Annotated in this window: 8 protein-coding genes; 1 reads left to right on the top strand and 7 read right to left on the bottom strand. The window is 57.4% G+C overall.

Translation table 11 applies throughout. The annotated features are described in order from the left end of the window. From ACR0B0_RS16730 to rpsL, 4 genes are all read right to left on the bottom strand, one after another. A partial coding sequence (locus ACR0B0_RS16730) for a GTP-binding protein (RefSeq protein WP_215675807.1) occupies positions 1 to 91 on the bottom strand: 91 nt, incomplete at its 3' end. 61 nt (positions 92 to 152) lie between these two features. Continuing rightward, the gene (fusA, locus tag ACR0B0_RS16725) at positions 153 to 2,270 is read right to left on the bottom strand and encodes an elongation factor G (protein WP_170350956.1); all 2,118 of its coding nucleotides are present in this window, start codon (positions 2,268 to 2,270) and stop codon (positions 153 to 155) included. 18 nt (positions 2,271 to 2,288) lie between these two features. Beyond that, on the bottom strand, positions 2,289 to 2,759 hold the full coding sequence (gene rpsG / locus ACR0B0_RS16720; RefSeq protein ID WP_058283017.1) for a 30S ribosomal protein S7: 471 nt from the start codon (positions 2,757 to 2,759) through the stop codon (positions 2,289 to 2,291). Between the two features lie 15 nt (positions 2,760 to 2,774). Beyond that, complete coding sequence (rpsL, locus tag ACR0B0_RS16715; RefSeq protein ID WP_005621086.1) at positions 2,775 to 3,146, bottom strand: 30S ribosomal protein S12; 372 nt, start codon at positions 3,144 to 3,146, stop codon at positions 2,775 to 2,777. 396 nt (positions 3,147 to 3,542) lie between these two features. Here rpsL and ACR0B0_RS16710 point away from each other — a divergent pair, with 396 nt between their 5' ends. Next, positions 3,543 to 4,355 carry a putative rhamnosyl transferase gene (locus tag ACR0B0_RS16710; RefSeq protein WP_170350957.1) on the top strand — a complete coding sequence of 271 codons (813 nt, stop codon included), beginning with the start codon at positions 3,543 to 3,545 and terminating at the stop codon, positions 4,353 to 4,355. On the opposite strand, the gene ACR0B0_RS16705 is transcribed toward ACR0B0_RS16710, so the two are convergent. From ACR0B0_RS16705 to rpoC, 3 genes are all read right to left on the bottom strand, one after another. Continuing rightward, the gene (locus tag ACR0B0_RS16705; RefSeq protein WP_480648769.1) at positions 4,334 to 5,203 is read right to left on the bottom strand and encodes a DMT family transporter; all 870 of its coding nucleotides are present in this window, start codon (positions 5,201 to 5,203) and stop codon (positions 4,334 to 4,336) included. The genes ACR0B0_RS16710 and ACR0B0_RS16705 overlap by 22 nt on opposite strands. Positions 5,204 to 5,327: 124 nt before the next feature. After that, positions 5,328 to 6,107 (bottom strand): hypothetical protein, encoded by a 780-nt coding sequence (locus ACR0B0_RS16700; RefSeq protein WP_170350959.1) that lies wholly within the window; start codon positions 6,105 to 6,107, stop codon positions 5,328 to 5,330. A 230-nt stretch (positions 6,108 to 6,337) separates the two neighbouring features. Beyond that, the gene (gene rpoC, locus ACR0B0_RS16695) at positions 6,338 to 10,579 is read right to left on the bottom strand and encodes a DNA-directed RNA polymerase subunit beta' (RefSeq protein ID WP_170350960.1); all 4,242 of its coding nucleotides are present in this window, start codon (positions 10,577 to 10,579) and stop codon (positions 6,338 to 6,340) included. Between the last annotated feature and the right edge of the window lie 2 nt (positions 10,580 to 10,581).

Below are 10,581 nucleotides of genomic sequence, written 5' to 3'. Positions count from 1 at the left end.
CTGCGGTCAGCGTGGTTTTACCGTGGTCAACGTGCCCAATCGTGCCGATGTTGACGTGCGGTTTTGTACGCTCAAACTTTTCCTTTGCCATGATGGCCTCCTTTTTCGGTAATGAAGGGAGCGCGTTAGCCTGCGCTCCCTCAAATCTTCGCTTATGCGTATTTCGCCTGAATCTCGTCCGAGATGTTCTGCGGAACCGGATCGTAGTGGTCGAACTGCATGGTGAACTGGGCACGACCCGACGACATCGAACGCAGAGTGTTGATGTAGCCGAACATGTTGGCCAGCGGAACAAACGCATCGATGGCGATCGCGTTGCCGCGCGGCTCTTGTCCAGACACCTGGCCCCGACGCGAAGTCAGGTCGCCGATGATACCGCCGGTGTATTCTTCCGGGGTGATCACTTCGACCTTCATGATCGGTTCCAGCAGTTTTGCGCCAGCTTTGCGCATGCCTTCACGCATACACATCCGCGATGCGATTTCGAACGCCAGAACGCTCGAGTCAACGTCGTGGAACTTACCGTCCAGCAGGGCAACCTTGAAGTCGATCACGGGGAAGCCAGCCAACGGGCCGCTATCCATGACCGAATTGATGCCTTTTTCAACACCCGGGATGTATTCCTTCGGAACGGCACCACCAACGATGCGGCTTTCGAACGAATAGCCTTCGCCCGGCTCGGTCGGCTGGATCTCCAGCTTGACTTCGGCGAACTGACCCGAACCACCCGATTGTTTCTTGTGGGTGTAAGTGTGTTCGACCGGCATCGAGATGGTCTCACGGTATGCCACCTGCGGTGCACCGATGTTCGCCTCGACCTTGAATTCGCGCTTCAGACGGTCCACCAGGATGTCCAGGTGAAGTTCGCCCATGCCCTTCATGATGGTCTGACCAGATTCCAGGTCGGTTTCCACACGGAAGGACGGGTCTTCGGCGGCCAGACGGGCCAGACCCTGGGACATCTTCTCTTGGTCGCCCTTGGTTTTGGGCTCAACCGCGATCTCGATCACCGGATCGGGGAAGGTCATGGTTTCCAGAACCACCGGATCCTTCGCGTCACACAGGGTGTCACCGGTGGTGGTGTCTTTCAGACCCGCCAGCGCGATGATGTCGCCTGCAAACGCTTCTTCGATCTCTTCCCGGTTGTTCGAGTGCATCATCATCATACGACCGATGCGCTCTTTCTTACCTTTGGTCGAGTTCAGGATCGAGTCACCCTTGTTCATGGTGCCCGAGTAGATCCGAGTGAAGGTCAGCGAGCCAACGAAGGGGTCGTTCATGATTTTGAACGCCAGGCCCGAAAAGGCCATGTCGTCGTCTGCACGACGGGCGATGTCACGAACTTCTTCCTCGTCGCCGGGCTTGAAGCCCATGTAATCGACTACGTCCAGCGGGCTGGGCAGATAGTCGATCACAGCGTTGAGCAGCGGCTGAACGCCTTTGTTCTTGAACGCCGAACCACCCAGAACCGGAACGAACGCGATTTCCAGTGTCCCTTTGCGCAGCAGGGCGCGCAGGGTCGGAACGTCGGGCTCATTGCCTTCCAGGTATTCCATCATCGCGTCGTCGTCCATTTCGACGGCCGCTTCGATCATCTTGCCGCGCCATTCGTCAGCCATGTCTTTCAGGCTGTCGCGGATCGGAGCTTTGATCCAGCTTGCGCCCAGATCTTCGCCCTGCCACAGCCACTCTTCCATGGTGACCAGGTCGATCAGGCCTTCCAGCTCGGACTCTGCGCCGATCGGAATACCAACCGGAACAGCACGTGCGCCGGTGCGGTCTTCGATCATGTTGACGCAGTTGAAGAAGTCAGCGCCGATCTTGTCCATCTTGTTGACGAAAACCATACGCGGAACCTTGTAGCGGTCAGCCTGACGCCACACGGTTTCGGTCTGGGGTTCAACACCGGCGTTTGCGTCCAGAACGCAGACGGCACCGTCGAGAACTGCCAGCGAACGTTCAACTTCGATGGTGAAGTCAACGTGGCCGGGAGTGTCGATGATGTTCAGGCGGTGCTTAGGCGTTTCTGCGGTCTGACCGTCCTCGGTGCGTTCCCAGAAAGTGGTGGTCGCAGCCGAAGTGATGGTGATGCCGCGTTCCTGCTCCTGCTCCATCCAGTCCATGGTGGCTGCACCATCGTGCACCTCACCGATGTTGTGGGATTTACCAGTGTAATACAGGATACGCTCCGAGCAGGTGGTCTTACCTGCGTCGATGTGCGCCATGATACCGAAGTTACGGTACAGTTCGAGCGGATATTCGCGTGCCATTGGTTAAAGCCTCTTGGATTACCAACGATAATGGCTGAAGGCTTTGTTCGCCTCGGCCATCTTGTGGGTGTCTTCACGCTTTTTCACGGCAGTACCGCGGGACTGTACAGCGTCCAGCAGTTCACCGGCAAGGCGTTCTTCCATGGTGTTTTCGTTGCGGGCGCGTGCAGCCGAGATCAGCCAACGGATGGCCAGGGCTTCGCGGCGCTCGGGGCGTACTTCGACCGGAACCTGGTAGGTTGCACCACCAACGCGGCGCGAGCGAACCTCGACCGACGGTTTGATGTTGTCGAGCGCTTCGTGGAACACTTCGACCGGTGCGCGCTTGATCTTGCCTTCAACGCGATCAAACGCGTTGTAGACGATGCGCTCTGCGACCGACTTCTTGCCGTCGATCATCAGGTTGTTCATGAATTTGGTCAGTACCTTGTCGCCAAATTTGGCGTCAGGCAGGACTTCGCGTTTTTCGGCGGCGTGACGACGTGACATATCAGCCTCTCCTTCTTACTTGGGACGCTTCGCGCCGTATTTCGAACGACGCTGCTTACGGTCTTTGACGCCCTGAGTATCCAGAACACCGCGCAGGATGTGGTAACGCACACCGGGAAGGTCTTTTACACGGCCGCCACGGATCAGAACAACCGAGTGTTCCTGCAGGTTGTGGCTTTCACCGGGGATGTACGAGATGACCTCGAACCCGTTGGTCAGGCGCACCTTGGCAACCTTACGCATAGCCGAGTTAGGCTTTTTAGGTGTGGTGGTGTACACGCGGGTGCAGACGCCGCGTTTCTGCGGGCACTGCTCCAGGTGCATGGACTTCGAGCGTTTTACTTTGGGCTGCCGCGGTTTGCGGATCAGCTGTTGAATAGTTGGCATTCCGGTTTCTTCCCCGTTTTGCAACACACATGACATGCACGCGCGTTGCGTGCGGTTAAACTTGCTGCACTTATGCGTCCACAAGCGCAAAACCCGCGAGCGTTCCCATTCCGAGGTGAACGTCGCGGTTGGTTATCAGAGGGCGCGAACTGCAAAATTGTTCAGGCCTTGACCAGTCCATTACTGAAATCGGTTATGGGGCGGCCCCCGGTACCGAGATAGCGCGCGTAATAGGGGGAGTCGGAGCAAGTGTCAACAGTGCACCCGTATGGGTGTCTCACCGGTCTGTTTATGCGGGAATATCAGGCCCCTTCCGGAATTTCCAGCACCGCAGCCGTTGCGACACCCTTTTCGGGCAGGCATAGTCTGTGCAACACGCTGCCCCACGGATCAAATATGCAAATCATCGGCCTGTGCCGCTTTTCCTATCCTGCCTATGGCGGCTTTCAGGTCGAACATGAAACGATCGAAGAACGTCGGCGGTACCTTTACAACCCCGCCCGCCTAGAAGAACGCTTTCGCCTGTTCGAAACCACTACACTGCCCTGCATTCGAGAACAGACCAACGAGGATTTTCAGTTTCTCATCGTGATCGGTGATTGCCTTCCCAAACCCGCTCTGGATCGATTGCGCGATCTAACCGCCGGCATGCCCCAGGTTCAGATCATCGCCCGCGCTCCGGGTCGACATCGCAAGGTGATGAAAGAGATTCTGAATGCCGCCCGCAACGACCCCAGCGACCCTTGCGTTCAATTCCGCCATGACGACGATGATGCCGTGTCAGTGGATTTTGTCGAACGTCTGCGCCTTGCCGTCGACGAGAGCAATGGTCTGATGGAGAACAACCGAACGGTCGCCATCGACTATAACAAGGGCTTTCTGGCCGAATTCGGGACAGATGGCATTCAGGCTGCCCAGGTTATGCGCCCCCTGTTGGGGATAGGCTTTGCGATGCATGTGCGTGGAAATTGCGAGCAGACAATTATGAATTTCGCCCATCACCGGATCGGGAATTTCATGCCGGTCATCAGTTATCCTGACGCGCCGATGTGGGTTCGCACGCTCAACCAGTTTAACGATTCACGCAATTCGCGTGACACTAAGACTGAGCTGTTGCCTCTGACACCCGAACAAGAAGGTGAATTCATCGCCCGCTTTGCGATAGATCAGAACTTTGTGCGTCAAGTTCACTCGGCGGGCTGCGTCTGACGTTCGCGGAATAATGTGAACAGCCCTGCCCCAACGACCAGCGTTGCCCCCAACATAGTAATCGTGTCCGGCCATTCCCCGAAAATCAGCCACCCCAGCCCCAGCGCCCAGATCAGGCTGGAGTATCGGAAGGGCGCGACGAACCCGACCTCGCCTACGCGCATAACCATGACGCTGAACAGATAACCCCCAAGTACGAACACCGCTGCCGATGCCACCATCAAACCAGCCCCGACCGGCACCGGTTCCCACCCCGTCGCAACCGTGGCAATCCCCGCTGACGCGGTAATCGTCAGGGACGTCGCCAAGGTAACCGCCAGCGAAGGCACATGCACCGACATCCGCCGCGTAATCAAATCCCGTGCCGTGACCGATGCCACCGCAATCAAGGCATAGATCGCGTATATGCTGAACCCATCGGGGCCGGGCCGCACAATCAACAGCATCCCGGCAAAGCCCAACACAATCGCCAGAACTCGTCGCCACCCGATCTGTTCGCGGAAAAACAGTACTGCGCCCAGCGTGACCGTCAGCGGCAGGGCCTGCAGCACTGCGGTCACGTTGGCTAGCGGCATATGCAGCAACGCGGTTAGAAAAAAGAACGTGGCCGACAGCTCGGCCAGACACCGGATCACCACCAGCCATTTGTCGTGACACGGGAAATTCAGATGCAACGCCCCCAGATGACGCGCCAGCAGAAACACCAAAACCGTCGCCAAAAATCCGCGCATTGCTACCATCTGAAACAACGGCATTTCGGCGCCTGCCGCCTTGATCAGAGCATCATTGATGGTAAAGGCGGCCATGCTGCCCATCATCAGCAGCGCGCCTTGCACGTTTGGAGACATGGCTAAAGAATCCGGTCGAAAGTCGATTGCTGCATTGGCTCAATCGATCGACTTATTGTCAACGCAACTTAGTAGGCGAACAGGAAAATTACGTCTCAATTTGCCGGACACAATCTAATCGCCATCAAAATCCAAAGACGCGCCCACCGCCGATACCTTCGACGGTCACCCCAGCACTTAGGTTATGCGTCGCGATCAGCCCTCCGGACATGTTTAAAACCCCAAGCCGGTTGCCGTTTTGAAGTGCAACGTAAAGCTCACGGCGTTCAGCGTTGATCCCGAGGCCAAAGCGCTCAATCTGCAATGCCGCACCAACCGAGGGGTTGGTTGGGCGAATGACCCTTTTGGTGGTGCCGTTCAGATCAATCTCGGCAATCAGACGATTCCGAATAAACAACACGTAAAGGGTGCCGGTATTTTTGTCGAAGGCCAGCCCTCCTATCGGTCCTTGCGGTTGCGCAAGCCTGATATGGCGTACGAACTGCCCGTCGCGCGTCAATTCTGAAATCATCAGACCGTTTGGATGATCCAGGAAAAGATGGCCGTCTGCACCCCGAATAGCGAGCCCGCATTCCTTGATCGGGAAGTCGTCAGGAGTAACCCCTCCGCAACCGGCCGGTACGCGCTGCGCCGAAAAGGTGCGTAGAACGCGGCCATTTCGATCAAGTTCCTGCAACTGTGTACCGGGGAGATTGCGCAGGAAAATCCGCCGCCGCGGCTGGTCATAGGCAAGACCCACTATCGAAGCGGAAACTGGAATAAGCCGTGTGGTACCATCGGGAATTTTTACTTCCCGAGACGGCTGCCCCTGCGGCATCCCGACATAGGCGTAGTCACTGCATGCCGCCAGCAGGCCAATCCCCAAAACCGATAATGCACGAGACAATTTCAATACAGCTCTCATAATTCAAATCTCCGGTGGATTTGTGCGCGAGACGTAAAAAACCATACCATGAAAAGGGTTTTTCTAGAATAAAACTGCTCATATTAATTTGCGCAGAACCGAGCCGCACAGTCTGCGACCCATCCCTTGCCGTTGTCAGCGCTTCAATCCAGGCAAAGGGCACAGGCGGCCACCCAAAGAAAAAGGCCCCGCGAAATCGCGGGGCCTGATCTTTGGATTATCGTAGTCGCTTACTCGCGGCTTTCCGGGGTTTCCACCAGAACGTCCAGCTCGTCTCCAACCATGTCGTCTTCGACAATCGGGGCAGCCAAGGCAGCGGCCGCTTCGGCCTCTTCCCGGCGGGCTTCGATCACGACGTTGTCGCGCGACTGGGCAACCTGACGCACAGCCTGGGTTGCACCACCTGTACCGGCAGGGATCAGGCGACCGACGATGACGTTCTCTTTCAGGCCAACCAGCTTGTCCTTTTTGCCCTGTACTGACGCTTCGGTCAGCACGCGGGTGGTTTCCTGGAACGACGCCGCCGAGATGAACGAACGCGTCTGCAGCGAGGCTTTGGTGATCCCCAAGAGGATCGGTTCGCCCTGAGCCGGACGGCCACCGCGCGAGAGGGTCTTCTCGTTGGCTGCGTCAAACTCCTGCTTGTCGACATGTTCGCCTTTCAACAGGGTGGTGTCGCCTGAATCCAGGATCTCCCACTTCTGCAGCATCTGGCGCACGATGACCTCGATGTGCTTGTCGTTGATCTTCACGCCCTGCAGACGATAGACGTCCTGCACCTCGTCGATCATGTAATCCGCCAGCGCTTCGACACCCATGATGGACAGGATGTCATGCGGGGCCGGGTTACCATCCATCAGGTATTCACCCTTTTGGATAAAGTCACCTTCCGCGACCGGGATATGTTTGCCCTTGGGAACCATATACTCGATCGTTTCCATCGACTCATCCGCCGGTTCGATGCTGATGCGGCGCTTGTTCTTGTAGTCGCGGCCAAAGCGCACGTAACCATCGGCTTCTGCGATGATCGCGTGATCTTTCGGACGTCGGGCTTCGAACAGTTCGGCCACACGCGGCAGACCACCGGTGATGTCCTTGGTCTTGGCACCTTCGCGCGGGATACGCGCGACAACGTCACCGGCTTCGATCTGCTGGCCATCTTCGACCGACAGGATCGCATCCACCGACATCGGATAGTGAACCGGGTTGCCCGCATCGTTGCGGACCGGTTCGCCATCTTCACCGACCAGAATGATCTCGGGCTTCAGATCGCTGCCTTTGGGGGCCGCACGCCAGTCGATCACGATCTTCTGAGTCATGCCGGTTGCGTCGTCGGTCTCATCGCGGACAGCGATGCCCGAAACGAGGTCAACGTATTTCGCAGTACCGGCTTTCTCGGCGATGATCGGCAGGGTGTAGGGATCCCACTCGAACAGCTTGTCGCCACGGGCCACTTTGGTGCCATCCTTGACGAACAGCTTGGAACCATAGCCCAGCTTGTGGCTGGCACGCTCTTCGCCGTGTTCGTCCTTGATCACCAGCTTCATGTTCCGGCCCATGACCAGACTTTCGCCTGCGGCATTGACCAGAATCTGCGGGTTCTCGAAGGAAACGACACCGTCCTGGCTGGCTTCTTGGAACGACTGCTGACCACCTTGCGCAACACCACCAATGTGGAAGGTCCGCATCGTCAGCTGTGTACCGGGCTCACCGATGGACTGGGCGGCGATGATGCCGACAGCCTCACCTGTGTTCACCATGGTACCGCGCGCAAGGTCACGACCGTAGCAGGTCGCACAGACGCCTTCCTCAGACTCACAGGTCAGAGGCGAGCGGATGCGCATGGACGCAACACCGGCTTCGTCAATGGTGTCGGCCATACGTTCGTCGATCAACTGACCAGCGGCCACGATCACCTCATCCGTACCCGGACGCAGAACGTCATCGGCAGAGACTCGGCCCAGCACACGTTCGGCCAGCGAGGCAACAACCTCACCGTCGTTCACCGCAGCTTCGGCGGTGATCGCGCGCTCAGTGCCACAGTCGATCTCACGAACGATGCAATCCTGCGCCACGTCTACCAGACGACGGGTCAGATAACCTGAGTTCGCCGTCTTCAGAGCGGTATCCGACAGACCCTTACGGGCGCCGTGGGTCGAGTTGAAGTATTCAAGAACGGTCAGGCCTTCCTTGAAGTTCGAGATGATCGGCGTCTCGATGATGTCACCGTTCGGTTTGGCCATCAGGCCGCGCATACCGCCCAGCTGTTTCATCTGAGTGACCGAGCCACGCGCACCGGAGTGGGCCATCATATAGACTGAGTTCGGTTCCTGCTCGGATCCGTCCTCTGCCCGATCCGAGGATGAGATCGTGCTCATCATCGCTTCGGTCACGCGGTCGTTACACTTCGACCAGGCATCGACAACCTTGTTGTACTTTTCGCCCTGAGTGATCAGGCCATCCATGTACTGCTGTTCAAAGTCCTTCACCTGACCGCGGGTGTCATCAACGATGCCCCATTTGTCATCCGGAATAACCATGTCGTCCTTGCCGAACGAGATGCCCGCCTTGAACGCTTCTTTGAAGCCCATCGACATGATCTGGTCACAGAAGATAACCGACTCTTTCTGACCGCAGTAGCGATAGACGGTGTCGATGACCTGCTGCACTTCTTTCTTCCGCAGCAGGCGGTTTACCAGTTCGAACGGCGCTTTGTTGTTCATCGGCAGCAAGGCACCCAGACGCAGACGGCCCGGAGTGGTCTCGTAACGCTTCTGAACTTCGTTGCCTTCGTCGTCGATCTGCGTGATCCGCGCGGTGATTTTCGAGTGCAGATGCACCTCACCCGCGTCCAGCGCGTGCTGGACTTCTTCGATCGAACCAAAGACTTTGCCTTCTCCCGGCATGCCTTCGCGTTCCAGGGTCACATAGTACAGACCCAGGATCATATCCTGCGACGGAACGATGATCGGCGCACCGTTTGCAGGCGACAGAACGTTATTCGTCGACATCATCAGAACACGGGCTTCCAGCTGGGCCTCAAGGCTCAGCGGAACGTGAACGGCCATCTGGTCACCGTCGAAGTCGGCGTTAAAGGCCGAACAGACCAGCGGGTGCAGCTGGATGGCTTTACCTTCGATCAGGACCGGCTCGAACGCCTGAATGCCAAGACGGTGCAGCGTCGGCGCACGGTTTAGCATGACAGGGTGTTCGCGGATCACCTCGTCGAGGATATCCCACACTTCGGGACGCTCTTTCTCGACCAGTTTCTTCGCCTGTTTCACGGTCGAAGACAAACCCTTGGCTTCAAGGCGCGAGTAGATGAACGGCTTGAAAAGTTCCAGCGCCATCTTCTTGGGCAGACCACACTGGTGCAGCTTGAGTTCCGGACCGGTCACAATGACCGAACGGCCCGAGAAGTCGACGCGCTTACCCAGAAGGTTCTGACGGAAGCGGCCCTGCTTACCTTTCAGCATGTCTGACAGCGATTTCAGTGGACGCTTGTTGGCACCGGTGATCACGCGGCCACGACGGCCGTTGTCGAACAGAGCGTCAACGGATTCCTGCAGCATCCGCTTTTCGTTGCGGACGATGATGTCAGGTGCACGCAGTTCGATCAGACGCTTCAGACGGTTGTTCCGGTTGATGACTCGGCGATACAGATCGTTCAGATCCGAGGTCGCGAAGCGGCCACCATCCAGCGGAACCAGCGGACGCAGTTCCGGCGGGATGACCGGGATCACGGTCATCACCATCCACTCGGGCCGGTTGCCCGACTCGAGGAAGGATTCAACAACCTTCAGACGCTTGATGATCTTCTTGGGCTTCAGCTCACCGGTGGCTTCGGCCAGATCAGCGCGCAGCTGCTCGGCTTCGGCTTCCAGATCGATCTGGGCCAGCATCTCACGAATGGCTTCAGCACCGATGTTGGCGGTGAACGCGTCCATGCCATAGGCATCCTGCGCATCCATGTACTCTTCTTCGGTCAGCATCTGGCCATAGGTCAGGTCAGTCAGACCGGGCTCGATGACGACATAGTTTTCAAAGTACAGAACGCGTTCCAGATCGCGCAGCGTCATGTCCAGCATCAGACCGATGCGGGACGGCAGCGATTTCAGGAACCAGATATGTGCGACGGGCGCGGCCAGTTCGATGTGGCCCATACGCTCGCGGCGGACTTTCTGCAGGGTGACTTCCACACCGCATTTCTCGCAGACAACGCCGCGATACTTCATCCGCTTATATTTGCCGCACAGACATTCGTAATCTTTGATCGGGCCAAAGATACGTGCGCAGAACAGACCGTCACGCTCGGGCTTGAACGTCCGGTAGTTGATGGTTTCGGGTTTCTTGATCTCACCATAGGACCAAGACAGAATCCGTTCAGGGCTGGCCAGCGAGACCTTGATCTCGTCGAAAACCTTCGGCGGCGTCAGCGGGTTGAACGGGTTGTTGGTGATTTCCTGGTTCATTT

It is taken from the genome of Ruegeria sp. BA12, from assembly GCF_056539625.1.
This window is presented reverse-complemented; position numbering and strand designations above follow the sequence as displayed.